The sequence below is a fragment of the Oceanicella sp. SM1341 genome (assembly GCF_003448965.1).
In the GTDB taxonomy this organism is placed as follows: domain Bacteria; phylum Pseudomonadota; class Alphaproteobacteria; order Rhodobacterales; family Rhodobacteraceae; genus Paroceanicella.
On sequence record NZ_QRGC01000021.1, the window covers coordinates 75,982 to 101,436 of the forward strand.

A 25,455-nucleotide genomic window follows, 5' to 3' on the forward strand; every position below is an offset into this window, starting at 1 on the left:
CAGCGCGCCCTGTTTGTGATCACGAACTGTCATTGCGGCGGTTCCCGGTGCCTGGGATGAAGGGAACCACGCCGGCCGGCCGCGCTGCGCAACGAGTACCAAAACGTTGAGACGTGCATCGGTTTCGGGTGTTGTTCCCCACGGTGTCGTGCACGCTGTGATCACATCAGAGCCTCAGCAGTTTCGTTGAAGCCAAGGCGGATCACCAATCGGATGCTTCCGCGCCGTGATCACAGCCGTGGTTGAGGCAGATGTGCCGCGTCAGGGTGTGAGCCGGTCTCCGCGTGGTGGCAATGCATCGTGATCACATCGGTGAAACGCCTGATAGCCACCGGTTCGTGTGACGATCGGGTCCGCCCACCAGCTCCCACACCGATGTGATCACAAACCCCACGCACATCCGCGTCATGCACCACCGCGCGTCGGCTCAAGGCAGCCTTGCCCTTCGGGACTGTGATCACACGCCGGGCGGGGCGTTCACAGGCCGAGTGCGGTCGTCGTGTGGTGGGCGATCATCCGTTCCTCGTCCGTCGGGATCACGTAGGCGGCCACGGCGCTGCCGTCGGCGCTGATGAGGGGGCCGCCGGCGAGGTTTGCCGTGGTGTCGGGCGCAAGGCCCAGCCAGCGGCAGCCGTCCATGATCCGGGCGCGGATCTCGGGGGCGTGCTCGCCGATGCCGGCGGTGAAGACGATGGCGTCGACCCCGCCGAGGGCCGCGGCGAGCGAGCCTGCCATGCGTGCCGCCCGGTAGCAGAACAGCGCCACCGCCTCGGCCGCCTCGGGCGCGGGGCTGGCGAGCACGTCGCGCATGTCGTGGCTCACGCCCGAGACGCCGAGCAGGCCGGAGCGGTTTGACAGCAGATCGTCCACCTCCGCCACGCTCATGCCGCGGTCGCGCATCAGGTGGAGGAGCACGCCGGGGTCGATCTCGCCGCTGCGCTTGCCCATCATCAGCCCGTCGAGCGCGGTGAACCCCATGCTGGTGGCCACGCTGGCGCCATTCTCGAAGGCGCACATGCTCGCCCCATGGCCGAGATGGGCGGCGATGATGCGCCCCTGCGCCCGCGCGCCCATGTACTGCGGCAGCACCGAGGCGATGTACTCGTAGGACAGGCCGTGGAAGCCGTAGCGCAGCACGCCTTCGTCCGACAGCGCGCGGGGGATGGCGAAGAGCTGCGCCAGCCGTGGCTGGCTGCGGTGGAAGGCAGTGTCGAAACAGGCCACCTGCGGCACGTGCGGCAGGGCGGCGGCCAGCGCGTCGACACCCGAGAGGTTGTGCGGCTGGTGGGCGGGGGCGAGGGGGCTGAGGGCCGCGAGCTTCGCGTGCACCTCCGGTGTCACGATCACGGGGGCGGAGAACTCGGCCCCGCCATGAACCACCCGGTGCCCGCCGGCGATGATTTCTATGCCGTCGAAGCGCTGCATGAGGGCGGCCACCAGCCAGTGCATGGCGCCGGCGTGGCTGTCGCCGTGGCCCTCGGGCACCGGGGCCACGGGGTCATGCCCGAAGCGGTACATCGCGCCCGCGCCGATGCGCTCGATCAGCCCGCTCACCAGCGCCTGCGTGTCGGCCGGCCCCTCGGCCGAGAACAGCGCGAACTTGATCGAGGAGGAGCCGGCGTTGAGGACGAGGACCGCGTCGCTCATTCCGCCGCCCTCCGGTGATGGTGCACGAAGAGCTGGGCGAGAGCGGCGGAGGCGAGGCGCGCCAGCGCCCCGTCGGCCCGGCTGGTGAGCATGATCGGCACCCGCGCGCCCAGCACCAGCCCGGCGGATTCGGCGCCGGCGAGATACATGAGCTGCTTGGCGATCATGTTGCCGGCTTCCAGATCGGGCGCCACCAGGATGTCGGCATCCCCCGCCACGGGCGAGGTGATGTGCTTGGCCTCGGCCGCCGCCTTCGAGATGGCGTTGTCGAAGGCGAGCGGGCCGTCGAGCAGCCCGCCGGTGATCTGGCCGCGGTCGGCCATCTTGCACAACGCCGCGGCATCGAGAGTGGAGGCGATCTTGGGGTAGATGGTTTCGACCGCCGAGAGGATCGCCACCTTGGGCAGTTCGATGCCGAGGGCATGGGCGAGGTCGATGGCGTTGGCCACGATGTCGCGCTTGGTGTCGAGGTCGGGGTAGATGTTGATCGCGGCGTCGGTGATGAAGAGCGGCTTGGGGTAGGTGGGCACGTCGAGGGCGAAGACATGGCTCATCCGCCGCTCGGTGCGCAGGCCCCGGGTGCGGTCGACCACGGCGGACATGATCTCGTCGGTGTGCAGCGCGCCCTTCATCAGCGCCTGGGCCCGGCCCTCGCGCACCAGCGCCACGGAGGCACTGGCGGCGGCATGGCTGTGCGGCGCGTCGAGGATCTCGAGCCCGGAGATGTCGACCCCCGCAGCCTCGGCCGCCGCACGGATCTTGCCCTCCGGCCCCACGAGGATGGGCTCGATCAGCCCCTTCTCGCGCGCGTCCACCGCGCCTTCGAGCGAATTCGCGTCGCAGGGGTGGGTGACGGCGGTGGGAATGGGCGAGAGCTCGGCCGTGGCGGCGATGAGCCGGTCGTAGCGCGCGCCGCGCTCGTGCAGGTGCACCTCGGGCAGGGTGGTGCGCGGGCGGCGCACCTTCTCGGTGGGGGCGATCACCTCCGCCTCGCCGCGGATGGCGAGGGAGCCGTCGGCGAGTACCCCCTCGCAATCGAGGATCACCCGCTTCTTCGCGTCGTTCTTCTCGCGCACGGTCACCCGCACGGTCACCGTGTCGCCGAGGCCGATGGGCTTGCGGAAGCTCAGCGACTGGTTGAGGTAGATGGCGCCGGGGCCGGGCAGCTCGGTGCCCAGCACCGCCGAGATCAGCGCGCCGCCCCACATGCCGTGCGCGATCACCTTGTGGAACATGTCGTCGCGCGCGTAGTCGGCGTCGACATGGGCGGGGTTCACGTCGCCCGACATCACGGCGAAGAGCTCGATGTCGCGCGGCCCGAGGGTGCGGGTGATCTCGGCGCTGTCGCCCACCGACATCTCCTCGTAGGTCTTGTTCTCGATGTATTGCACGGGTTTTCCCTCAGGACATCACGTGGTAGCCGCCGTCGATGTAGGCGATGTTGCCGATCACCGAGCGCGAGTAGTCGGAGACGAGATAGGCGGCCATCTCGCCCACCTCCTCGATGGTCACCAGCCGGCGGATGGGCGCGCGGGAGCGGGCTTCGTCGATCAGCTCGTCGAAATGCCCGATGCCGGAGGCGGCGCGGGTCTGCAGGGGGCCGGGGGAGATGGCGTTCACCCGGATGCCCTGCGGGCCCAGCTCGGCGGCCATGTAGCGCGTGACGCTCTCCAGCGCCGCCTTCACCGGGCCCATGAGGTTGTAGTTGTCCACCACCTTCTCGGCGCCGTAATAGCTCACCGTGAGCAGGCTGCCGCCCTCCTTCATCAGCGGCTCGGCGAGGCGGGCCATGCGGATGAAGGAATGCACCGAGATGTCCATCGCCATGGCAAACCCCTCGCGCGAGCTGTCGACCACCCGGCCGTGCAGGTCTTCCTTCGGGGCGTAGGCGATGGAGTGGAGCAGGAAGTCGAGCTTGCCCCATTTCTCGGTGATCTCGGCAAAAACCGCCTCGAGCTGGCCGTCGATCTCCACGTCGAGCGGCAGCAGGAGCGCGGCCTCCACCTCCTCGGCCACCGGCGCGACGAAGCGCTTCGCCTTCTCCGAGAGATAGGTAACCGCGAGCTCGGCCCCCGCGGCGTGGAACTGCTTCGCACAGCCCGCGGCGATGGACTGGTCATTCGCGATGCCGATCACGAGGCCCTTCTTGCCCTCGAGAATGGTGTTGGTGAAGGACATGCGCTCACTCCATCAGGACATAGGTGCCGGGCGCGGGGCCGAGCGGGGCATAGCCCTTGTCGGGTGCGCCTGTCGGCGGGGGAGAGACCGGCGCGCCGGAGCGCGCGCCGAGCCAGGCGGCCCATTCCGGCCACCAGGAGCCCTGTTTCAGCTCCGCCGCCCCGGCCCATTCCTCGGCGTCCATGAACGGATCGTCGCGCAGGGTGGTGTGCACCCGGTAATGGCGGCGCGGGTGGCCCGGCTCGGAGACCACGCCGGCATTGTGCCCGCCCTTGGTGAGCACGAAGGTCACGTCGGTCTCGGTGAGCCGGTGCACCTTGTAGGCGGATTTCCACGGCGCCACGTGGTCGGTCTCGGTGCCCACGGCGAAGATAGGCGCGTCGATGTCGGTGAGCGACACAGGCCGGCCCTCGACGTCGAACTTGCCGTTGGCGAGGTCGTTGTTCAGGAACAGCCGGCGCAGGTACTGCGAGTGCATGCGGTAGGGCATGCGGGTGGAATCGGCGTTCCAGGCCATGAGGTCGTTGAGCTCCGGGCGCTCGCCCATCATGTAGACCTTGAGGTTGCGCGACCAGATCAGGTCGTTCGAGCGCAGGATCTGGAAGGCGCCGGCCATCTGGCTGCTGTCGAGGAAGCCGCGCTCCCACATCATGTCCTCGAGGAAGGCGACCTCGCTCTCGTTGATGAACAGCATCAGCTCGCCCGCCTCCGAGAAGTCGGATTGTGCCGCGAAGAGCGTGATGGAGGCGAGGCGGTCGTCCCCGTCCCGCGCCATGGCCGAGGCTGCGATGGTGAGCAGCGTGCCGCCGAGGCAATAGCCCACGGAATGCAGCTTCCCGGCCCCGGTGATGGTGAGGGCGGCGTCGAAGGCCGCCATCGGCCCCAGGGTGCGGTACTCCTCCATGCCCAGCTCGCGGTCGCCCGCGTCGGGGTTCTTCCAGGAGATCATGAACACCGTGTAGCCCTGGCCGGTGAGGTAGCGCACCATCGAGTTCTCCGGCGAGAGGTCGAGGATGTAGTACTTCATGATCCAGGCCGGGCAGATCACCACCGGCTCGGGGCGCACGGTGTCGGTGGTGGGCTCGTACTGGATGAGCTCGATCAGCCGGTTGCGGTAGACCACCTTGCCGGGGGTGACGGCGAGCTTCTCGCCCACGCGCCAGTCTTCGCGGCCGGGAGCGGGCTTGCCGGTGAGCTCGGTGTCGAGGTCCTCGAGGAAGTTCACCATGCCGCGCACCAGGTTCTGGCCGCCTTCCGCGCGGGTGCGGGCCAGCACCTCGGGGTTGGTGAGCAGGAAGTTCGCCGGGGAGAACACGTCGAGCATCTGGCGGGCGGCGAACTCGATGGCGTTCTCGTTGGCCTTCGAGACGCCGCGCACCCCGGTGGTGGCATTGTGCCACCACTGCTGGGTGAGCAGGAAACCCTGGAAGAGGAAGTTGAACGGCGGCTGCTGCCAGGCCTCGTCGCGGAAGCGGCGGTCCTGGGGCAGGGGGGTGATGCAGGGCTCCTCGCCGCCGGTGCCGCCGCCCACCATGCAGCGGGTGACGTATTCGCGGAAGCGCGCGTGCTTGCGCAGTACCTTGACCACCAGCTCGCTCTGCTTGCCGGGCGATGCGGCGAGGTGGATCGCCCAGTCGGCGTAATGCTCGATCATCGCGGCGGGCGAGAGGCCGCTGGTGGTGCGGGCGAGGGCGGCGCGGGTGGCATGGTCGATCAGCCGCGCCCATTCGGACATCGGGTCGACCGGGTGGTTGGTCTGCGGCTCGGGCAGCGGCGCCATCGGGGCGGTCGGCACGGCGGGCACGGGCACCGCTTCGGCCGGCGGTTCGGCGGGCGCGGGGCCGGTGGAACGGGGGGCGGGGCCGGCGCGCCGCTCGGGGCTGCGGGCGGTCCGTCGCGCCGGGGCGGGCGACGGTTTCGGGTCTTGGGCAGGCATGGTTTCCCCTCGCCGTTGAGAGTGCAGGATCTCGGGACCGGAAAGTGTGAAAACGCGACGTTGCGGGCATACTGCACCGCACAACCCTTTCATGCAAACCCTTTAACCAATTCTCGCCGGGCGGGAATGTCGCGGTGGCGGGCCATCGGCCACGGCAGCTAAACAACAGCTATTACAAGGCGGTAATTGTTTCGCCCTCGCGCGGCGCAGCGTCGCGGCCCGGGCCGGGCGCTTGCCCCGGCGCCCGGAGCTGTGACAGGCTGCCGCCACAGAGGCCGGCGCCCGAGTCCCCCTTCATGGCCCCGCGCGGCTGGTCTCCCGAACCCCGGGGGAGGGAGCAGATGCCGAGCAACAGATGGGTGGCGATCGTCGTGGTTCTCGCGGTGGCGCTCGGCGCGGGGGCCTACTGGTATTTCGGCCGCGAGCCGGGCCTGCCGCCGGGCTTCGCCTCCGCCAACGGGCGCATCGAGGCCGAGCGGGTGACCGTGGCCACCAAGTTCGCCGGCCGCCTCGCCGAGGTGCTGGTGCACGAGGGCGACACGGTGGAGCAGGGGGAGGTGATCGCCCGGCTCGACGCCTCGCAGATCGAGGCGCAGCTGCGCGAGGCGAAGGCGGGCGTGACCCAGGCCGAGCAGAGCCTCGCCGAGGCCCGCGCCGTGCTGCGCCAGCGCGAGGCCGAGCTCTCCTTCGCCGAGCAGGAACTTTCCCGCGCCGCGAGCCTGGGTGACCGGGGTGTGGCCAGCCGCCAGACCCGCGAGCTGCGCCAGTCCGAGCGCGACACGGCCGCGGCGGCGGTGCTCTCGGCCCGGGCCGGCATCGCGCGCACCGAGGCGGGGATCGAGGCCGCCCGCGCCACGGTGGACCGGCTGCAGGCCGACCTCTCCGAATACGTGCTGCGCGCGCCCCGCGCCGGCCGGGTGCAGTACCGGCTGGCCGAGCCGGGCGAGATCCTCGCCGCGGGCGGCGGCATCGTGACCATCCTCGACCTCGCGCAGGTCTACATGACCGTCTACCTGCCCACCTCCGCCGCCGGCATGCTGCGCTACGGGGCGGAGGCGCGCATCGTCTTCGACGCGGCGCCGCAATACGTGGTGCCGGCCAATGTCACCTTCGTGGCGAGCGAGGCGCAGTTCACCCCGAAATACGTCGAGACCGAGAGCGAGCGCGAGAAGCTGATGTTCCGGGTGAAGGTGACCATCCCGCCCGAGCTGCTGGCCGCACACTCCCGCATCGTGAAGGCCGGGGTGCCGGGCGTGTCCTACGTGCGCCTCGACCCCGGTGCCGAGTGGCCGCAGGATCTCGCGGTGGCCCTGCCCGATGCCGAATGACGAGCGCCCCGAGGCCGGCGCGGTGGCCGTCCGCATCGAGGGGGTCAGCCACCGTTACGGGCGCAAGGCGGCGCTGAGCGGGGTGAGCCTCAGCCTCGGCGCCGGGCGCATGGTGGGGCTGATCGGGCCGGACGGGGTGGGGAAGTCGACCCTGCTGGGGCTCGTCGCCGGGGTGCGGCGCATCCGGGAGGGCCGGGTGGAGGTGCTGGGCGGCGACCTCGGCGATGCCGCCACCCGCGCGCGGCTGAGCCAGCGCATCGCCTACATGCCCCAGGGGCTGGGGCGAAACCTCTACCCCACGCTCTCGGTGCGCGAGAACATCGACTTCCACGCCCGGCTCTTCGGCCAGGCCGAGGCGGAGCGCGCGGCGCGCATCGCCGACCTGCTGCGCGCCACCGGGCTCGACCCCTTCCCCGACCGCCCGGCCGGCAAGCTCTCCGGCGGCATGAAGCAGAAGCTCTCGCTGTGCTGCGCCCTCGTGCATGACCCCGACCTGCTGATCCTCGACGAGCCCACCACCGGGGTGGACCCGCTGTCGCGCCGGCAGTTCTGGGAGCTGATCGCCCGCATCCGCGCCCGCCGGCCGGGCATGAGCGTGATCACCGCCACCGCCTACATGTCGGAGGCCGAGGGCTTCGAGGACCTCGTGGCGATGGACGCGGGCCGGGTGCTCGCCACCGGCACGCCGCAGGAGCTGCGCGCCCGCACCGGCCGCGACACGCTGGAGGAGGCCTTCGTCGCCCTCCTGCCCGAGGAGAGCCGCGCCGGCCACCACGCCGTCACCCTGCCACCGCGCGAGCGCGCCGAGGGCCCGCCCGCCATCGAGGCCGAGGGGCTGAGCATGCGCTTCGGCACCTTCACTGCGGTGGATGACGTGAGCTTCCGCATCGAGCGCGGCGAGATCTTCGGCTTTCTCGGCTCGAACGGCTGCGGCAAGACCACCACGATGAAGATGCTCACCGGGCTGCTCGCGCCCAGTGAAGGCACGGCGAAGCTCTTCGGGCGGGAGGTGAACAGCGGTGACATCGCGGTGCGCCGGCGGGTGGGCTACATGTCGCAGTCCTTCTCGCTCTACGCCGAGCTCACCCTGCGCCAGAACCTCGCGCTGCACGCCGATCTCTTCGGCATCCGCGGGGCGGAAAAGGCCGCGCGCATCGAGGAACTGCTGGAGGAGTTCGACCTCGCCGACGTCGCCTCCGCCCGGCCCGAGAGCCTTCCCTTGGGCGTGCGCCAGCGCCTGCAGCTCGCCGTCGCGGTGCTGCACCGGCCGGAGATCCTGATCCTCGACGAGCCGACAAGCGGGGTCGACCCCGTGGCGCGTGACGGGTTCTGGCAGCTGCTCATCGACATGTCGCGGCGCGACGGCGTGACCATCTTCATCTCCACCCATTTCATGAACGAGGCCGGGCGCTGCGACCGCATCTCGCTCATGCATGCCGGCCGGGTGCTGGCGGTGGGCGCGCCGGAGGAGCTGCGCCGCGAGGGCGGCCACGACAGCCTGGAGGAGACCTTCGTCGCCTGCCTCGAGGAGGCCACCGCCGGCGGCCCGGCCGAGGCCGCGCCGGAGGTGCCGGTCTCCGACGCGCCGGCGGAAGAGGCGCGCCGGCCCCTCTTCTCGCCCCGCCGGGTCTGGGCCTTCGCGCGGCGCGAGGGCACGGAGCTGATGCGCGACCCCATCCGCCTCGCCTTCGCGCTGCTCGGGCCGCTGGTGCTGATGCTCGCGATGGGCTTCGGCATTTCCTTCGACGTGGAAAACCTCTCCTACGCCGCCCTCGACCAGGACCGCTCGGAGGAGAGCCGCGCCCTGCTGCGCCAGTTCGAGAGCTCGCGCTACTTCTCCGAGAAAGCCCCGGTGGACAGTTTCGCCGAGCTCACCGGGCGCATGGTGGCGGGCGACATCGGCTTCGCCCTCGTCATCCCGCCCGACTACGGCCGCGACCTGGTCGCCGGCCGCGCGCCGGAGGTGGCGGCCTGGCTCGACGGCTCGATGTCCAACCGCGCCGAGACCGCACGCGGCTACATCCAGGGCGCCTTCTCCGCCTATCTCACCGAGCTCGGCACCACCCGCAGCGGCGCGGCCCCGCAGCTCTCGCAGGTCGATGTCGTGCCGCGCTTTCGCTACAATCAGGCGTTCCTCTCGGTCTATGCCATCCCGCCCGGCGTGCTGATGCTGCTGCTCATCATGATCCCCACCATGATGACCGCGCTCTCGGTGGTGCGCGAGAAGGAGCTGGGCTCGATCGCCAACCTCTACTCCGCCCCGGCGCGCAAGATCGAGTTCCTGCTCGGCAAGCAGTTGCCCTACGTGGCCGTGGCGCTCCTGAGCTTCCTGTCGCTCGTCGGGCTGATGCGGGTGGCCTTCGGGCTGGGGATCACCGGCAGCTTCGCAGCCCTCGCGCTCGGCGCGCTGCTCTACACGGTGGCGGCCACGGGCTTCGGCCTCGTGGTGTCGACCTTCGTGCGTTCGCAGATCGCGGCGGTGTTCGCCTCCGCGATCATCGTGATGATCCCCACGGTGAACTTCTCGGGCATGATGTACCCGGTCTCCACCCTCGAGGGCTCGGCGCGGGTGGTGGGGCAGGCGTTTCCGCCGCTCTATTTCCAGAAGATCTCCGCCGGCGTGTTCAACAAGGGCCTCGGCCTCGCCGACCTGTGGAGCAACCATCTCGCCCTCGCGGGCTTCTGCGCCGCCTTCTGGCTGCTCGCCACCCTGCTGCTGAGCAAGCAGGAGGCCTGAGCGATGCGCGCGCTCACCAACATCTTCCGGCTCGGGGTGAAGGAGCTCTACTCGGTGATGCGCGACCCGGTGCTGGTGGGGCTCATCCTCTACACCTTCACCATCGCCATCTACTCGGTGGCCAACAACGTGAAGACCGAGGTGAGCAACGCCTCCGTCGCCGTGGTGGACGAGGACCGTTCGGTGCTCTCCGAGCGCATTCGCGGCGCCATACTGCCGCCCTATTTCAAGCCGCCGGAGCTGATCTCCTGGGCCGAGGTGGACGCGGCGATGGACCGGGGCCTCTATTCCTTCGTGCTGGTGATCCCCGCCGATTTCCAGCGCGACCTGATGCGCGGCGAGGTGCCCTCCGTGCAGCTCGACATCGACGCGACCGCGATGACCCTGGCCGGCAACGGTGCGGCCTACCTGCAGAGCATCGTGCAGGAGGAGGCGGCGAAATACCTCGCGCGCGCCGAGCCGGAGAGCGCCTCACCGGTGAGCCTCGAGATCCGGGCGATGTTCAACCCCAACCTCGAGTCGAGCTGGTTCATGGCGGTGATGCAGATCGTGAACAACGTGACCATCCTTGCCATCATCCTCTCCGGGGCGGCGGTGATCCGCGAGCGCGAGCGCGGCACCATCGAGCATCTGCTGGTGATGCCGGTCACCCCCACCGAGATCATGCTGGCGAAGATCTGGGCGAACGGGCTGGTGATCGTGGCGGCCGCCGTGGTCTCGCTGCATCTCGTGGTGCAGGGTTTCCTCGGCATCCCGGTGGCGGGCTCCACCGCGCTCTTCGCGCTGGGGACGGCGGCCTATCTCTTCTCGATGACGGCGCTCGGCATAGCGCTCTCCACCGTGGCGCGCTCGATGCCGCAGTTTGGGCTGCTGTCGATCCCGGTCTTCGTGGTGCTCAACATGCTCTCGGGCGGCACCACGCCGCTGGAGAGCATGCCCGAGCGGCTGCAGCAGGTGATGCAGGTCTCGCCCGCCACGCATTTCACCACCTTCTCGCAGGCGGTGCTCTACCGGGGCGCGGGGCTCGACGTGGTCTGGCCCAGCCTCGCGGCCATCGTCGGCATCGGCGCGGTGTTCCTCGCCGTGGCGCTGCTGCGCTTCCGCCAGACGATGTCGGCGCGCTGACATCGGTCCGGGCCGCGGCGCCTCACCCCCGATGAAGCCGCACAACCGAGGGCCGGCGCCCGTCCGCGGGTGGGCGCCGCCACGCCTGTACCGCGCGTTTCATGGTGACGTTTCTGCGGGGCTCGCTCGTAGGCGCCTGTGTCGACGAAGCGCCCGCCCGGGGGGCGGACGGGCGCTGGCCCGGCGGCACTGCGTGCCTTGTTCCGGGCCGGGGCATCGTCCGGTCGGTGAGGCGAAAGCGCGGCGCAGATCGTCCCCCTTGGGCCGGGCCGCGCTCTGGCCGTTACGGCGCGTGTCTTTTCCCGGCATCCTTCGCAACAAAGGGCCGGTGCCCGTCCGCGGGTGGGCGTCGCCACGCCTGTGCTGCGCGTTTCATGGTGACGTTGCTGCCGAGCTCGCCCGTAGGCGCCTGTGTCGACGAAGCGCCCGCCCGGGGGGCGGACGGGCGCTGGCCCGGCGGCACTGCGTGCCTTGTTCCGGGCCGGGTGCCCTGCTCGGCGCCCCGAAATTCTCAGCGGGTGATGCTGCCCCAGAGATCGTATTCGGAGGCCTCGTCGACCGTCACGGTCACCATGTCGCCGGGCTTCAGCGCCTCGAACCCCTCGTCGATGAAGAGGTTGCCGTCGATCTCCGGCGCGTCGGCCTTCGTGCGGCACACCGCGCCGTCACCGTCGACCGAATCGACGATCACCTGCTGCACGCTGCCCACCTTGGCCTCGAGCTTCTCCGCCGAGATCCGCTGCGCCACTTCCATGAAGCGCTCGAAACGCTCCTGTTTCACCTCCTCGGGCACATGGTCGGGCAGGGCGTTGGAGCGCGCGCCGTCCACGTTCTCGTATTTGAACGCGCCCACGCGGTCGAGCCGGGCCTCCTCCATCCAGTCGAGCAGGTGCTGAAACTCCGCCTCCGTCTCGCCGGGGAAGCCGACGATGAAGGTCGAGCGCAGGGTGATGTCGGGGCAGATTTCGCGCCAGCCCGCGATGGTCTCGAGCGTCTTCGCCTGGTTGGCGGGGCGGGCCATGCGCTTCAGCGTGTCCGGGTGGGAGTGCTGGAAGGGGATGTCGAGGTAGGGCAGCACCAGCCCCTCGGCCATGAGCGGGATCAGCTCGCGCACATGCGGGTAGGGGTAGACGTAGTGCAGCCGCACCCAGGCGCCGAGGCCGCCCAGCTCGCGCGCGAGGTCGGTGATGTGCGAGCGCACCTCGCCGCCTTTCCAGGGGTTCAGGTCATGCTTGCGGTCGAGCCCGTAGGCCGAGGTGTCCTGCGAGATCACCAGCAGCTCGCGCACGCCCTTCTCCACCAGCTTCTCCGCCTCGCGCAGCACCGCGTGGGCGGGGCGGGAGGCGAGCTTGCCGCGCATGTCGGGGATGATGCAGAACCGGCACTTGTGGTTGCAGCCCTCGGAAATCTTGAGGTAGCTGTAATGCCGCGGCGTGAGCGAGACCGAGCTCGCCGGCAGCAGGTCGATGAACGGGTTCGGATCGGCCGGCACGGCGGCATGCACCGCGTCGAGCACCTGCTCGTACTGGTGCGGGCCGGTGACGGCGAGCACGCTGGGGTGCGTGCCGCGGATATACTCCTCCTCCGCGCCGAGACAGCCGGTCACGATCACCCGACCGTTGGAGGTGAGCGCCTCGCCGATCGCCTCCAGGCTCTCGGCCTTCGCACTGTCGAGGAAGCCGCAGGTGTTCACGATCACCGCGTCGGCACCGGCGTAATCCGGCGAGATCGCATAGCCCTCGGCGCGCAGCCGGGTGAGGATGCGCTCGCTGTCCACCAGCGCCTTCGGGCAGCCGAGGCTCACCATGCCGACACGCGGCTGGCCGGGGCGGGCGGTGCCGTCGAGAAGCGGGGCTGGAGCGCGGTCGGGGCGCAGATCTGGCGGATTGGTGCTCATCCGCGCGATATAGGCGAAACCGGGGGGATAGGGAAGCGTGCAGGCAGGCTTGCCGGGCGCCCCGGCGCAGGCGAGAAAGGCAGGCGCCATCCGCGCCCGTCCCCGTTCAGAGGTATCCCATGCCGGCCCTGCTTCCCTGGCTCCTGCCGCCCCTGCTCCTGTGCCTGTCCAATGTCTTCATGACCTTCGCCTGGTACGGACACCTGAAATACCGCGCCGCCCCCCTCGCGGTGGTGGTGCTGGTGAGCTGGGGCATCGCCTTCTTCGAATACTGCCTCGCGGTGCCGGCAAACCGCATCGGCCACCAGGTGTATTCCGCCGCCACCCTGAAGGTGATGCAGGAGATCATCACCCTCACGGTCTTCGCCGGCTTCTCGGTGCTCTGGCTGCGCGAATCGCTGTCGCTGAGCCAGCTCGCCGGCTTCGGGCTGATGGCGGCCGGCGCGGCGCTGGTGATCCTGAAGCCCTGAGGCTTCAGGCCCGGGCCACGCAGGCGCGAATTGCCTTCGCCACCGCCCCCGGCGCCTCCCAGTGCAGCGCATGCGCGGCCCCCGCCACGGCCTCGGTGTGAAAGCCGAGCCCGGCGAAGCCTTCCAGCACCTGCGGCGGGGCGATGACATCCTCCGCCCCGGTCATCGCCAGCGCCGGGCAGGCGAGGGGGGTGAGCGCCGCGGGCTCCGCGAACTCCGGCAGCACCGCCGCCTGGGCGCGAAACGCCTCCGCCGGCTGGAGCTGCGCATAGCCCACCGCACGCGCCGCCGCTGCGGCCACCGCGCCGGGCTTCGCGTGAAACCCCTCCGAGAACAGGAACTGGAACAGCAGCGCGAACCACGGCTCCGACGAAGGCTCGAGCCGCGCCAGCGCCTCGAACAGCGCCAGCGCCCGCGGCCGCACGCCCCGCGCGCAGGAAAGCGCGGTGAGCGAGAGCACCCGCTCCGGTGCCGCCGCCGCGAGGTCGAGCGCCAGCATGCCGCCCAGCGAATGCCCGGCCACATGCACCCGTTCCAGCCCGAGCGCGTCGAGCAGGCCGAGCACGTCTTGCAGCATCGCGGCGCGCGAGATCGGGCAGGGCAGGGGCCGGGTGCGCCCGGCGCAGCGGTTGTCGGGCAGGATCAGCTCGAACCCGCCGAGATGCGGCAGCAGCGGCGCCCAGCTCGCCGTGTCGCTCGCCATGCCCGCGAGCAGCAGCAGCGGCGGGCCCTCGCCTTGACGCTCGTAATGCTGCTGGATACCGTTTTGCGTCAGCTCGGGCATGGGGGCGTTCCTTTTCGTGCGCGGGGGGACCTGCCGAAATCACCACGCGGCCCCGCCGGCCGCAAGGGGGCGCATGGCCCCGGGCCGGAGAGCGCCATGATCGCCGATTGTCTCGGAAACCCGGTGAGTTGCAGGGGCGCTGCCCTCGACGCGGTGAATGATTTCACCGACGGGTTCCTGCGCTATCACCCCAAGGCCACCAACGTGCTCGGCGTGATCGAGGGGCTCGACGACTGCCTGCCGCATGTCTTTGCCGGCTACCTGTGGATGTTCCTCCAGCGCCCCGAGGCGCCGGAGCGCGCCCGCCCGCATGCGCTGGCCGCCGCCGCCGCCGCGCCGCGCGCCCATGCCCGCGAGCGCGCGCATCTCGGCGTGCTGCAGGCGTGGATGGCGGGGGACTGGCCGGAGATGATCCGCCGCGCCGAGGCGATCACCGCCGAGTGGCCGCATGACCTCGTGGCGCTGAAACTGGTGCAGACGCAATATCTCAACCTCGGCGATTCGCCCGGCATCCTGCGCTCGGCCCTGCGGCTGCTGCCGGCGAACGCGGGCAACGCGCATGTCCACGGCATGGCCGCCTTCGGCTTCGAGCAGTGCCACCTGCTCGACGAGGCCCGGGCTGCCGCCGAGGCGGCCCTTGCGCGTGACGAGACCGAGCCCTGGGCGCATCACGCCCTCGCCCATGTGCACCTCACCCGCGGCGAGATCGACGCCGGGCGGCGCTTCATGGCCGGGGTGAGCGGGCATTGGGAGGGGCTGAACTCCTTCATGTACACGCACAACTGGTGGCACACGGCGCTGTTCGACATCTCGGCCGGCGACGGCGCGGCGGCGCTCGCCATCCATGACGCGCATTGCTGGGGCATCGCGCCCGACTACAGCCAGGACCAGGTGGGGGCGGTGTCGCTGCTCGCCCGGCTCGACTTCGCCGGCATCGACACGGGCGGGCGCTGGCAGGCGCTGCGCCCCTGGCTCGAGACCCGCGGCGCGGATGTGGAGAGCGCGTTTCTCACCCTCCAATACCTCTACGGGCTCGGCCGCGCCGGCTCGCCGGTGGCCGACGATCTGATGGAGGCGGTGCGCAGGCGCGCGGCCGGGGCCCCGCCCTGGGCGGCGGAGATGTGGCGCGAGACGGCACTGCCCGCCTGCGAGGGCGTGCTCGCCGCGGCCCGCGGCGCACATGCCGAGGCGATCCGCCTTCTCGGCCCGGCGCTCCCCACGCTGTGGAAAGTCGGCGGCAGCCACGCGCAGCGCGATCTCTTCGAGCAGATCTTCCTCGACAGCCTGATGCGCGAGAGCGCCTGGGTGAGCGCCCAGCAACTGCTCGAGGCGCGGCGGGCCTTCGACCCCTCGGGCGTGCCGCTCAACCGCATGCTGGCCGAGGTCTACGGCCGCCTCGCCCTCCCCGACCAGCAGGCCGCCGCCGCCGCCCGGGCCCTGCGCGTGGCCTGACGGCCGGGGGGGGCAGTCGCCCCCTCGCGGCCCCCCCCCGCAATCCGGTCACAGCTCAGGCGGAGCGTCGCGCCGCGAGCAGGCTGCTGCACCCTCTCCGCTCAGCGCAGAGGGCCGCGCCCGACCCTGGGTGGGCGCGGCTCGGCCTGTGGTCAGCGATTTATCTCAAAAGCCCCGGACGAGGGTTGAACCACGACCGACATCGCCATCGCGCCCTCCCGGGGGGAGGGTCGGGCGCGGCCCGGGCTGGTCGCCCGGGCGGAAGGGCCGGGCGGGGAGCGTCCGATCTCATCGCCTGCCGGGCTGCTCCCGGTTGTGGCCATTGACAAGGACGCCACGTCGTAGGGGTGTCGCCTGGCGCTGCAGCCGCGCCGCAGGCGCGGCCCGGCCCAAACCGCAGGAGACGCGCCCGCGAGGGCGGGTCGACGCAGGGCGGGAGGGCTCCGTCTCCGCTCGCAAGGGGCCTGTCGGCCGGGGGCGCTCCCGCGAGGCGCCCACCTGTCGGTGTCCGCCTCTTTGGGCCGGGCCGGGTGCTGCGCACCCGGCGCCCGCGCCTTTGCCAGGGTGTGTTCCGATGGATGGAACGGCTCAGTACCCCGTGTAGCTCTTCTCCTCGACGATGTCGGAGCCGAGGGCGAGGTTGATCTCGCGTTTCAGCGCCGCGCGCCGGTCGTTCGTGCGGTAGACCGCGCGGGCGAGGGAGATGAAACCGGGGCCGAAATCGCCCCGGCGCTCGCAGTCGCGGATCGCGTCCTCGATGTCCCAGAGCTCGGCGTTCACCCCCGCGAGCGCCTCCGTGAGCCGGGTGATCCCGCCGCCCGGGGGCACGTGGGCAGCGAGGGTGTCCTCGAGCAGGGCAAGCTCGCGGCACACGTTCTCCCGTGCCTCGCCCGCGCCGATGCGCGCGGCCTTCAGGCGCAGGATGGTGATCTTGTCGATCAGCTCGCCCGGCGCGACAGGGGTGAGGATGGTCTTCATGTCCGCACCGCCCCCCGCGCGGCAGCGAGGGCCGTGAGGTCGGCCGTCACGGTGTCGAACACGCTGTCCCAGTCGTCGAGCACCGGCTGGCGGACGAGGCGCATCGAGGGATACCAGGGCGTGGAGGCGCCCTCGGGCCCGTAGAGCCAGTAGGCCGAGTGGTGCAGCAGGTTCCACACCGGCCGGCCGAGCGAGCCTGCGAGATGCACCACGGCGCTGTCCATCGACACCACGAGATCGAGCTCGCTCACCAGGCCCGCGGTGTCGGCGAAATCGCGGTCATGGCCGCCGGCGTCGATCACGAGCGAGGCGAGGGGCGAGGCGCGGAACGCGTCGAGCAGCGGGCCCTTGTAGAGGCTGAACAGGCTCACGCCCGGCACCTGCGCGAGCCGGAAGAATCGCTCCTGCGCGAAGGAGCGCTTGTGGTTGGCCCGGTAGGTGAGCGAGCCCGACCAGAGCACCCCCACCGTGAGCCGCCCGCGATGCGGGGCGAGCAGGCGGCGGGCGCGGGCGCGCGCATCCGCCGGCACGGTGAGGGCGGCGGGCGGCGGAATGCTGCCGGGGGTGAGGCCGGTGCGGTGCGGCAGGCTCATCATCGGCACCCAGAAATCCGCCTCCGGCCGGCGGGTGCCGGTGACGGCCACCGCGTCGCAGCCCGGAATGCCCTCGAGCAGGCGCTGCAGGGCGGGCTTGACCACCAGGATGATGCGCGCCGCCCCCAGCCGCCGCAGGGCCGGCAGGAAACGGGCCATCAGCATCGTGTCGCCGAAGCCCTGCTCGGGAAACACCAGCAGCGTGCGCCCGGTGAGCGGCTCGCCGCGCCACTCGGGAATGCCGGGGGCGTTCTTCTCGATCTCGCCGGTCTCCCAGCGGGCCTCGAAATCGGCGAAGCCCCCGGCGTAGTCGCCCAGGGCCAGCCTGGCCATGGCGCGCTGCAGGCGCAGCTCGGCATGCTCCGGCGCCCGGGCGAGCCCCGCGTCGCACACCGCGATCGCTTCCTCGAAGCGGTTCATCGTGCGCAGCGAGGTGGCGACATGCTGGAGCGTGCCGGGGGCGTTCCCGCTCAGCCGCGCCACCTCGCGGCGGCAGGCCAGCGCCTCCTCGTGCAGGCCCTCGTCGAAGAGCGCGTTGCCGAGGTTGTTCACGATGTCGCTGCGGCCGGGCTCCAGCTCATGGGCGCGGCGCTGGCAGGCGAGGGCGGCGGTGAACTCGCGCCGGGCGCGGTGCAGGGCGCCGAGATTGCTCCACATCGAGGCGTCGTCCGGCGCGCGGGCCAGGATGGCGCGGTACTTCGGCAGTGCCACCTCGAGCTGTCCGGCCCGATGCGCGGCCACTGCCTCGTCGCGCAGCGCGCCAAGCGGGGTCCGGCCGGTGGGCAGCAGCTCTGTCGTCACGCGCGGTGCTCGCTTTCCTCGGGGGCGAAGGGGTGGCGCAAAGCCTATGCCAAGCCGCCGCGCCGGTAAACCGCGCCGCGCTGCCGCGCCCGCATGTTGCGGCGCTTTCCATTCCAACGGCCCTTCTGTAGAACCTGTGGGCCCGACGCGACACACACGCCACGCCGAGACAGGATGCAGCCATGACTCATGCCGCCGAGCCCGCAGTCGACCCGTCCGACGACGCCTACGGCCTGGATGCGGCGGTGGTGGACGCGATCCTCGCGGCGGCGGAAGTGGGCGCGCGCGAGCGGCTCGTCGCCCTGCTCGAGCCGCTGCACGACGCCGATATCGCCGACCTTCTCGAGCAGATCGACCAGCCGAGCCGCGAGAAGCTGATCACCCTCTGGGGCGCGGACATCGCGCCCTTCGCCATCACCGAGCTGCGCACCGGCGTGCGCGACCTCGTGGTGCCGCTGCTGAGCGCCGAGCAACTTGCCCGGGTGGCCCAGGAGCTCGAGACCGATGACATGGTCTACCTCGTCGAGGACCTCGACGAGCCCGACCAGGAGAAGGTGCTCGAGGCGCTGGACGATGCCGACCGCCTCGCGGTCGAGCGCTCGCTCACCTACCCCGAATACTCCGCCGGCCGCCTCATGCAGCGCGAGCTGGTCTCCGCCCCCGAGCACTGGACCGTGGGCGAGATCATCGACTTCATGCGCGCCTCCGACGACCTGCCGGACGATTTCTACGACGTGATCATCGTCGACCCGCGCCACCGCCCCGTCGGCATGGTCGCCCTCTCCAAGATCATGGCCAACCGGCGCGAGACCCGGCTCGACACGCTGATGAACGAGGATTTCCGCACCATCCCCGCCGACCAGGCGCAGGAGGACGTGGCCTATGCCTTCAACCAGTACCACCTGATCACCGGCCCGGTGACCGACGCCGAGGGCCGGCTGGTGGGTGTCATCACCATCGACGACGCGATGGAGGTGCTCGAGGACGAGGCCGAGGAGGACATGAAGCTGCTCGCCGGCGTGGGCGACGAGGAGATCTCCGACCGGGTGTGGGAAACCGCCCGGGCCCGCTTCCCCTGGCTCGCGGTGAACATCTGCACCGCCCTCATCGCCTCGGCGGTGATCGCGCTCTTCTCCTCGACCATCGAGGCGATCGTGGCGCTCGCCGTGCTCATGCCCATCGTCACCTCCATGGGCGGCAACGCCGGCACCCAGTCGCTCACCGTGGCGGTGCGCGGCCTCGCCACGCGTGACATCACCGCGAAGAACATGTGGCGCGTGGTGCGCCGCGAGGTGATCGTGGGGCTGATGAACGGCGCGGTCTTCGGCCTGCTCATCGGCGCGGTGGGGCTGATCTGGTTCGGCACGCCCATGCTCGGCGCGGTGCTGTGGATCGCGATGCTGATCAACCTGCTGGTGGCAGGCCTGGTGGGCATCCTCATCCCCATCGGGCTCGACAAGGCGGGGGCCGACCCCGCGCTCGCCTCCGGCGTGTTCGTGACCATGAGCACCGACGTGATCGGCTTCCTCGCCTTCCTCGGCCTCGCCTCGGTGATGCTGCTCTGAGGGGCGGGGGCGGCACCAAGGTGCAGGCCCGCGGCTTTTGGCCTTGAACTCCCCGGGGCGCGGGGCTTGAGTGGGCGCAGGCCGCCCGAGGAGACAGCATGACCGCCATTCCACAGTCCATCGACGCCACCGAAGCCCTGCTGGCCTCCACCGGCTACGTCTCCAGCCGCGCGCTCGCCACGGTGGTGTTCCTGTCGCTCAGGCTCGGCCGGCCGCTGTTCCTCGAGGGCGAGGCCGGCGTGGGCAAGACCGAGATCGCCAAGGCGCTCTCCGCCGCCCTCGGGCGAAGGCTCATCCGCCTGCAGTGCTACGAGGGGCTCGACGCGGGCTCGGCGGTCTACGAGTGGAACTTCCCCGCCCAGATGGTGGCGATCCGCACCGCCGAGGCCGCCGGCCAGGCCGACCGCGCGGCGCTCAACGCCGAGCTCTTCTCCGAGGACTTCCTCATCCGCCGCCCGCTGCTGGAGGCGATGAGCCCGCAGGCCGGCGGCGCCCCGGTGCTGCTGATCGACGAGCTCGACCGCACCGACGAGCCCTTCGAGGCCTTCCTGCTCGAGGCACTCTCCGACTTCCAGGTCACCATCCCCGAGCTCGGCACCGTGAAGGCACCCGAGCCGCCCATCGTGATCCTCACCTCCAACCGCACGCGCGAGGTGCATGACGCGCTCAAGCGCCGCTGCCTCTACCACTGGGTGGACTACCCGGATTTCGAGCGCGAGCTGGAAATCCTCACCGCCCGCGCGCCGGAAGCCGCCGAAACCCTCTCGCGCGAGGTGGTCGCCTTCGTGCAGAAGCTGCGCACCGAGGATCTGTTCAAGAAGCCCGGCGTGGCCGAGACCATCGACTGGGCGAAATGCCTCGTGGCGCTCGATGCCATCCAGCTCTCGCCGCAGGTGATCGCCGACACGCTCGGCGCCATCCTGAAATACCAGGACGATATCGCGAAGCTGCAGGGCTCGGAGGCCAAGCGCATCCTCGACGACGCCCGCGCCTCCCTCCAGCCGGTCTGAGGCCGGCGATGACCGCGCCCTTCCAGCGGCTGCTCAGGGCCGAGAGTGCGGCCGTGGCCCTCGGCCTCGCCGTGCTGCTCGCGGTGCAGGGGCCGGCCTGGTGGCTGGTGGTGGCGGTGCTGGCCGCACCCGACCTCGCGCTGCTGGCCTATCTCGCCGGGCCGCGGGCGGGCGCACTCGTCTACAATGCCGCGCATTCCTATGCCGGGCCCGCGCTGCTCGCGGCGGCGGCGGGGCTCGCGGGGTGGGAGGCCGGGCTCGCCGCGGCCGGCACCTGGGCGCTGCATGCGGCCATCGACCGCGCGCTCGGCTTCGGGCTGAAGAGCCGGGAGGGCTTCGCCGTCACCCATCTCGGGCGCATCGGGAGGAGCTGAGCATGGCCGAATACGCCGACCTGCCGGTCAACCCCGAGGGGCGCCTCGCCCTCAACATCATGCATTTCGCCCGCGCCCTGCGCCGCGCCGGCCTGCCGGTGGGCACCGGCCGGGTGGTGGACGCGGTGCGCGCGGTGGAGGCGGCGGGCTTCACCGAGAAGGAGGATTTCTACTGGACCCTGCACGCCTGTTTCGTGTCCCGCCCCGAGCACCGGGCGATCTTCTCCCAGGTCTTCCGCCTCTACTGGCGCGACCCGCAGTTCCTCGAGCACATGATGTCGATGATACTGCCCGCCATCCGCGGCGTGCAGGAGGAGCACAAGGCCGCCTCCGCCGAGCGCCGCGCCGCCGAGGCCCTGCTGGCCGAGGCCGACACGCCGCCGCCGCCCCCGCCGGAGGAAGAGGGCGACGAGCTGGTGGAGTTCGACGCCACCCTCACCTTCTCGGCCGACGAGAAGCTGCGCGCCCAGGATTTCGAGCAGATGTCCTCCGCCGAGCAGGAGCAGGCGAAACGCGCCATCGCCCGGCTCGAGCTGCCGGTGCAGCCCATCGCCTCGCGCCGCACCCGCGCCGCCCCGCGCGGCCATGTGCCGGACTGGCGCGGCACCATGCGCGGCGCGATGCGCACCGGCGGCGACATCCGCCGCCTCGCCCTGCGCGAGCGGCGCGAGCGCTGGCCGAACCTCGTGGCGCTCTGCGACATCTCGGGCTCGATGTCCTCCTACTCGCGCATGCTGCTGCATTTCCTCCACGCGGCGGCGAATGCGAAGGGCGCGGGCTGGGCGAAGGTGCATGCCTTCACCCTCGGCACCCGCCTCACCAACATCACCCGCCACCTCCACACCCGCGACGCCGACGCGGCGCTGGCCGCCGCGGGGCGCGAGGCGCGGGACTGGGAGGGCGGCACCCGCCTCGGCGCCACGCTCGAGGAGTTCAACCGCACCTGGTCGCGCCGCGTGCTGGGGCAGGGCGCCGTGGTGCTGCTGATCACCGACGGGCTCGACCGCGAGGACCCCGCCCTGCTCGGCCGCGCGGCGGAGCGGCTGTCGCTCTCCTCGCGCCGGCTGATCTGGCTCAACCCGCTGCTGCGCTGGGACGGGTTCGCGCCCAGGGCCGGCGGCATCCGCGCCTTGCTGCCGCATGTTGATGTGTTCCGTGCCGCACACAATATCAATTCCCTGGAGGAGCTCTCCGCCGCCCTCACCCGCGCCGGCGACACCGGGGAGAAGACCCGCCTGATGCGGCTGCTCGATGCCTGAGCGGCCCCCGAGCAAGGAGACCCGCGATGACCGCAGATCATGACAGCATGCCCGAGATCGCCCTCGACTGGGTGCGCGCGGGCAAAGGTGTGGCGCTGGCCACGGTGATCGAAACCTGGGGCTCGGCCCCGCGCCCGGTGGGCTCGCAGCTCGTCATTTCCGGCGAGGCCGAGATCATGGGCTCGGTCTCCGGCGGCTGCGTGGAGGGCGCGGTGGTGGCCGAGGCGCTCGACGCGCTGGAGGACGGCACCCCCCGCGTGCTCACCTACGGCGTGTCGGACGACGACGCCTTCGCCGTGGGCCTCGCCTGCGGCGGCACCATCCGGGTGATGGTGGAGCCGGTGGGTGTGGGCCAGGGCTTCCCCGTCGAAATGCTCGAGGCGCTGGTCGCCGCCCGCGCCGCCCGCCGCGCCACGGTCTGCGCGGTGAACACGGAGACCTGGGAGCGCCGGCTGATCGGCGCCGGGCCGGATGCGCTCATCGCCGAGGCCGATGCCGCCCGCCACGCCGACCGTTCGGGCTTCGCCGGCGCGTGGTTCCTCGGCGTGCACAACCCGCCGCTGCGCATGGTGGTGGTGGGGGCGGTGCACATCGCCCAGCCGCTGCTGCAGATGGCGCGCGTCGCGGGCTATGACGCCACCCTCGTCGACCCGCGCGAGGCCTTCGCCGCCGACGCCCGCTTCCCCGGCGAGACCATCCTGCGGGACTGGCCCGACGAGGCCCTGCGCGGGCTCGGGGTCGACGCCCGCACCGCCGTCGTCACCCTCACGCATGACCCCAAGCTCGACGACCCCGCCATCCGCGTGGCGCTGGCCTCCGAGTGCTTCTACCTCGGCTGCCTCGGCTCCACCCGCACCCACGCAAAGCGGCTCGACCGGCTGGGGGCGGAGGGGGTCTCGGCCGAGGCGCTGGCCCGCATCCACGCCCCGGTGGGCGCCGATATCGGCGCGAAATCACCGGCCGAGATCGCGGTGTCGATCCTCGCCCAGATCACCGAGCGCCTGCGCCGCCCGGCCACCCGGCCCGGCGTGGCGGCGAGCGCGGCATGATCTTCGGCCGGCTGGCGCTGGAGGAGGCGGAAGGCGCCGTCCTCGCCCATTCGCTGATGGTGGCGGGCAAGCGGCTGCGCAAGGGCCGGGTGTTCTCTGCCGCCGACATCGACGCCCTGCGCGCCGAGGGGCTGACGAGCGTCATCGCCGCCCGCCTCGCGCCCGAGGACATGTCGGAGGATGCCGCCGCCGCCCGCGTGGCCGAGGCGCTGGTGCCGGGGGCCGCCGCCCTCGGCCTCACCGTGCAGGCGCCCTTCACCGGCCGGGTGAACCTGCATGCCGCACAGCCCGGGCTCTTCGAGGTCGATGCCGATGCCGTGGCGCGGTTCAACGCGGTGGACGAGGCGGTCACCCTCGCCACCCTCGCGGAGCACGCGCGGGTGGAGGCGCGCGACATGGTCGCGACCGTGAAGATCCTGCCCTACGCCGTGCCCGCCGCCACGGTGGAAGCCGCCATCGCCGCCGCCCGCCCGCAGGGCCCGCTGATGCGGGTGGAGGCCCCGCGCCTCACCCGCGCGGCCCTGTGCAGCACCCGCATCCCCGGCATGAAAGACAGCGTGATCGCCAAGGGCGTGGAGGCGGTGCGCACCCGGCTCGCCGGGCTCGGCGCCGAGCTGGTGCACGAGGAAGTGGTGCCGCACGAAACCGGCGCGCTCGCCGCGGCGCTCACGCGCGCGGCCGATGCAGGCGCCGAGCTGCTGCTGGTGCTCGGCGGCTCGGCCACGCAGGACCGCGAGGACGTGGGCCCCGCCGCCCTTGCCGCCTGCGGCGGCGTGCTGGAGCGCTTCGGCATGCCGGTCGACCCCGGCAACCTGCTGTTCCTCGGCCGGCTGGCCGACTCCCGCCCGGTGATCGGCCTGCCCGGCTGCGTGCGCACGCTCGCGCTCAACGGCGCGGACTGGGTGCTGGAACGGGTGATCTGCGGCGTGCCGGTGGGCGATGCCGAGATCGCCGCCATGGGCGTGGGGGGGCTGCTGAAGGAGATCCCCTCGCGGCCCCAGCCCCGCGGCGGCAGCACCGCCCGCGGCCGCCCGGTGGTGGAGGTTCTGCTGCTCGCCGCCGGCAGCGCGCGGCGCATGCGCGGGCGTGACAAGCTGCTGGAGGAGCTCCCCGACGGCCCGCTGCTGCGCCATTCCGCGAAGGCCTGCGCGAAGGCACAGGTGCGCCGCGTGCACGTGGTGCTCGACCGGCTCGACGGCCCGCGCGCCGCGGCGCTGGAGGGGGTGGAGGGGCTCGGCCTCGTCGCCAACCCGCAGGCGGCCGAGGGCATGGCCGCCTCCATCCGCGCCGGCATGCGCGAGCTCGCCGGCGACGTGGACGCGGTGATCATCGCCCTCGCCGACATGCCCGAGGTGGGGCCCGCCCATCTCGACCGGCTGGTGGCGGCCTTCGACCCGATGGAGGGCCGCGAGATCTGCCGCGCCGTCACCGCCTCCGGGCAGCCGGGCCAGCCGGTGCTCTTCGGCCGGCGCTTCTTCGAGAGCCTCGCCGGGCTGACGGGCGATCGTGGCGCCCGCGGCATCCTGCGCGATGCGGCCGGCTTTCTCACCGATGTGCCCACCCCGGGCGAGGCGGCGGTCATCGACCTCGATTCGCCCGAGGCCTGGGAGAACTGGCGCCGCCTGCAGGCCGAGCAGGCCGGGGCCTGACCGCCGGGCGGGCGGTTGCGCCGCGCGTCCGGGGCGCGGCCCGCCGCGCCGGCTGCGCCTACTTGTGGGGGATCTTCAGCACCTGGGTCTCGCCGGAGCGCAGCAGGTGCACGGCATCCTCGCTGATCGCCGCCACCTTCCAGCCCTCGAAGGAATCGCCGCGCGTGACGCGGACATACTTGCCGGTGGGCAGGCGCAGCAGGGCGCGGCGGCTGTGCTCGGTGCCGTAGATGCCGATCAGGTTCAGGGCGTCGCGGTCGAACAGGCCGCTGTCGGTGGCGGCGGCGGAGGTAGAGATGTTCACGGGGGTCTTCACCACGGCTACTGCGGTTGTGGGTACGGCGCCGGCGGGCTGGCGCACGGCCTTGGCGGCGATGCGGGCCGGGCGCTCGGGCGGCTGGGGCGTGCGGCCCACGGCGTAGCGGCTGGCCGAGGAGATCTCCGGCGCCGGGGCCTGGGCGCGCACCGAGCCGGGGCGCGGCTTGGGCTCGTCCGCCTCCTTCGGCGAGAGGGCCGAGGCCGGCTGCGTGGTCGCGGCGGCCCGCGGTGCGGGTGCGCTGCTGCCAGGCCGGGCCTGCGGCTGGGCGGACTGGCGGACGTTCGCCTCCCTCCGGAGCCCGGTC

General features: G+C 71.7%; 20 protein-coding genes. 11 read left to right on the forward strand and 9 right to left on the reverse strand.

Going from position 1 to position 25,455, the window contains the following annotated elements; all coding sequences use genetic code 11:
- Positions 1–477 precede the first annotated feature (477 nt).
- From D3P35_RS17570 to D3P35_RS17585, 4 genes are read right to left on the reverse strand one after another with little or no spacing between them, the layout of a single operon-like run.
- Positions 478–1,647 (reverse strand): acetate/propionate family kinase, encoded by a 1,170-nt coding sequence (locus D3P35_RS17570; protein ID WP_118136185.1) that lies wholly within the window; start codon positions 1,645–1,647, stop codon positions 478–480.
- Entirely contained in the window at positions 1,644–3,038 is a 1,395-nt protein-coding gene (locus tag D3P35_RS17575) for a bifunctional enoyl-CoA hydratase/phosphate acetyltransferase (protein WP_118136187.1), read from the reverse strand. The genes D3P35_RS17570 and D3P35_RS17575 overlap by 4 nt, the downstream gene beginning before the upstream one ends.
- A gap of 10 nt (positions 3,039–3,048) precedes the next feature.
- Positions 3,049–3,807, reverse strand: coding sequence for an enoyl-ACP reductase FabI (fabI, locus tag D3P35_RS17580; protein WP_198670680.1), 759 nt, complete (start codon positions 3,805–3,807; stop codon positions 3,049–3,051).
- A 22-nt stretch (positions 3,808–3,829) separates the two neighbouring features.
- Complete coding sequence (locus D3P35_RS17585) at positions 3,830–5,605, reverse strand: PHA/PHB synthase family protein (RefSeq protein WP_370031742.1); 1,776 nt, start codon at positions 5,603–5,605, stop codon at positions 3,830–3,832.
- 497 nt (positions 5,606–6,102) lie between these two features.
- Between D3P35_RS17585 and D3P35_RS17590 the strand changes: the two genes are divergently transcribed.
- From D3P35_RS17590 to D3P35_RS17600, 3 genes are read left to right on the forward strand one after another with little or no spacing between them, the layout of a single operon-like run.
- Entirely contained in the window at positions 6,103–7,089 is a 987-nt protein-coding gene (locus tag D3P35_RS17590; RefSeq protein WP_118136193.1) for an HlyD family secretion protein, read from the forward strand.
- Positions 7,079–9,826 (forward strand): ribosome-associated ATPase/putative transporter RbbA, encoded by a 2,748-nt coding sequence (gene rbbA, locus D3P35_RS17595; protein ID WP_118136196.1) that lies wholly within the window; start codon positions 7,079–7,081, stop codon positions 9,824–9,826. Before D3P35_RS17590 ends, rbbA begins: the two co-directional genes overlap by 11 nt.
- 3 nt (positions 9,827–9,829) lie before the next feature.
- Entirely contained in the window at positions 9,830–10,951 is a 1,122-nt protein-coding gene (locus D3P35_RS17600) for an ABC transporter permease (RefSeq protein ID WP_118136198.1), read from the forward strand.
- Between the two features lie 511 nt (positions 10,952–11,462).
- Here the strand turns inward: D3P35_RS17600 and rimO are convergent.
- Positions 11,463–12,848, reverse strand: coding sequence for a 30S ribosomal protein S12 methylthiotransferase RimO (gene rimO / locus D3P35_RS17605; RefSeq protein ID WP_118136231.1), 1,386 nt, complete (start codon positions 12,846–12,848; stop codon positions 11,463–11,465).
- Between the two features lie 119 nt (positions 12,849–12,967).
- On the opposite strand from rimO, the gene D3P35_RS17610 reads away from it, so the two are divergent.
- Positions 12,968–13,318 (forward strand): DMT family protein, encoded by a 351-nt coding sequence (locus D3P35_RS17610; protein ID WP_118136200.1) that lies wholly within the window; start codon positions 12,968–12,970, stop codon positions 13,316–13,318.
- A 4-nt stretch (positions 13,319–13,322) separates the two neighbouring features.
- Here D3P35_RS17610 and D3P35_RS17615 read toward each other — a convergent pair whose 3' ends face one another.
- Entirely contained in the window at positions 13,323–14,102 is a 780-nt protein-coding gene (locus tag D3P35_RS17615) for an alpha/beta fold hydrolase (RefSeq protein ID WP_118136202.1), read from the reverse strand.
- Positions 14,103–14,198: 96 nt separating this feature from the next.
- Here D3P35_RS17615 and D3P35_RS17620 point away from each other — a divergent pair, with 96 nt between their 5' ends.
- The gene (locus D3P35_RS17620; protein ID WP_118136204.1) at positions 14,199–15,554 is read left to right on the forward strand and encodes a tetratricopeptide repeat protein; all 1,356 of its coding nucleotides are present in this window, start codon (positions 14,199–14,201) and stop codon (positions 15,552–15,554) included.
- 588 nt (positions 15,555–16,142) lie between these two features.
- Here D3P35_RS17620 and D3P35_RS17625 read toward each other — a convergent pair.
- Both D3P35_RS17625 and D3P35_RS17630 read right to left on the reverse strand, forming a co-directional pair.
- Positions 16,143–16,532, reverse strand: coding sequence for a DUF6165 family protein (locus tag D3P35_RS17625; RefSeq protein ID WP_118136206.1), 390 nt, complete (start codon positions 16,530–16,532; stop codon positions 16,143–16,145).
- A complete protein-coding gene (locus D3P35_RS17630; protein WP_118136208.1) occupies positions 16,529–17,926 on the reverse strand; it encodes a tetratricopeptide repeat protein in 1,398 nt (465 codons plus the stop codon). The genes D3P35_RS17625 and D3P35_RS17630 overlap by 4 nt, the downstream gene beginning before the upstream one ends.
- Before the next feature lie 182 nt (positions 17,927–18,108).
- Here D3P35_RS17630 and mgtE point away from each other — a divergent pair, with 182 nt between their 5' ends.
- From mgtE to D3P35_RS27000, 6 genes are all read left to right on the forward strand, one after another.
- Positions 18,109–19,491, forward strand: a complete 1,383-nt coding sequence (mgtE, locus tag D3P35_RS17635) for a magnesium transporter (protein ID WP_118136210.1) — start codon at positions 18,109–18,111, stop codon at positions 19,489–19,491.
- A 98-nt stretch (positions 19,492–19,589) separates the two neighbouring features.
- Complete coding sequence (locus D3P35_RS17640; RefSeq protein ID WP_118136212.1) at positions 19,590–20,501, forward strand: MoxR family ATPase; 912 nt, start codon at positions 19,590–19,592, stop codon at positions 20,499–20,501.
- A gap of 8 nt (positions 20,502–20,509) precedes the next feature.
- Positions 20,510–20,875 carry a DUF4260 family protein gene (locus tag D3P35_RS17645; RefSeq protein WP_118136214.1) on the forward strand — a complete coding sequence of 122 codons (366 nt, stop codon included), beginning with the start codon at positions 20,510–20,512 and terminating at the stop codon, positions 20,873–20,875.
- 2 nt (positions 20,876–20,877) lie between these two features.
- A complete protein-coding gene (locus D3P35_RS17650) occupies positions 20,878–22,134 on the forward strand; it encodes a VWA domain-containing protein (protein ID WP_118136216.1) in 1,257 nt (418 codons plus the stop codon).
- Between the two features lie 26 nt (positions 22,135–22,160).
- The gene (locus tag D3P35_RS17655) at positions 22,161–23,183 is read left to right on the forward strand and encodes an XdhC family protein (RefSeq protein ID WP_118136218.1); all 1,023 of its coding nucleotides are present in this window, start codon (positions 22,161–22,163) and stop codon (positions 23,181–23,183) included.
- The gene (locus tag D3P35_RS27000) at positions 23,180–24,832 is read left to right on the forward strand and encodes a molybdopterin-binding/glycosyltransferase family 2 protein (RefSeq protein WP_118136220.1); all 1,653 of its coding nucleotides are present in this window, start codon (positions 23,180–23,182) and stop codon (positions 24,830–24,832) included. The genes D3P35_RS17655 and D3P35_RS27000 overlap by 4 nt, the downstream gene beginning before the upstream one ends.
- Before the next feature lie 58 nt (positions 24,833–24,890).
- Here D3P35_RS27000 and pilP read toward each other — a convergent pair.
- Positions 24,891–25,455, reverse strand: a 565-nt coding sequence (gene pilP / locus D3P35_RS17665) for a type IV pilus biogenesis protein PilP (protein ID WP_157982186.1), incomplete at its 5' end; no start/stop codon positions are given.